Genomic DNA, 592 nt, shown 5'->3' on the forward strand with positions numbered 1-592 from the left:
GCAACAACCACCGACCGTTCTCCACATCGTGCGCGACCAGCACCCGCACGAGCGGGGCGGTGCCCATATCCATCCGATGGACGGGGTTCGCCAGAACAGTGGCATCGACTTGTTCCACGCTCAGCGGCGCCTGACGCCACACAACCTGGACGGGCTGGGGAAGGCTCTCCCAGTGGAAGGAGGTGCGCAGCACGTCGTGCCGGTCGATCACCGTCTGCAACGCGGCGAGGAACCCGTCGAGGCGCTCCCGCGTATCCACGGCCAGCAGGTTCGACAACACGTAAGCGTCGCTGTCCGGCGACATCAGATGGTGGAAGAGCATCCCCTCCTGCAATGGCGCCAGGGTGTAGATGTCCTGCACGTTCGCGACCCCGCCGGGGATCTGCGCGACGACCCGATCGATCTGCTCCTGAGACAGCTCGACCAGCGGCAGCAGGTCCGGCGTGATCACCGTGGCGTCCTCGCCGATCAGATTGACTGGAACCACGACGGCGTCCCCCGGACCGGTGGCGGTGGCCTCGGCCAGTCCGGCCACGGTCGGAGCCGAGAACACCGTCCGCACGTCCGTCGCGATGCCACGCTCACGCAGGCG

Annotated in this window: 1 protein-coding gene; it reads right to left on the reverse strand. The window is 67.4% G+C overall.

The genetic code is table 11. The features are described from left to right. A partial coding sequence (locus E1294_RS52155; RefSeq protein ID WP_132520826.1) for a condensation domain-containing protein occupies positions 1 to 592 on the reverse strand: 592 nt, incomplete at both ends.

The organism is Nonomuraea diastatica (genome assembly GCF_004349015.1).
GTDB lineage: Bacteria > Actinomycetota > Actinomycetes > Streptosporangiales > Streptosporangiaceae > Nonomuraea > Nonomuraea diastatica.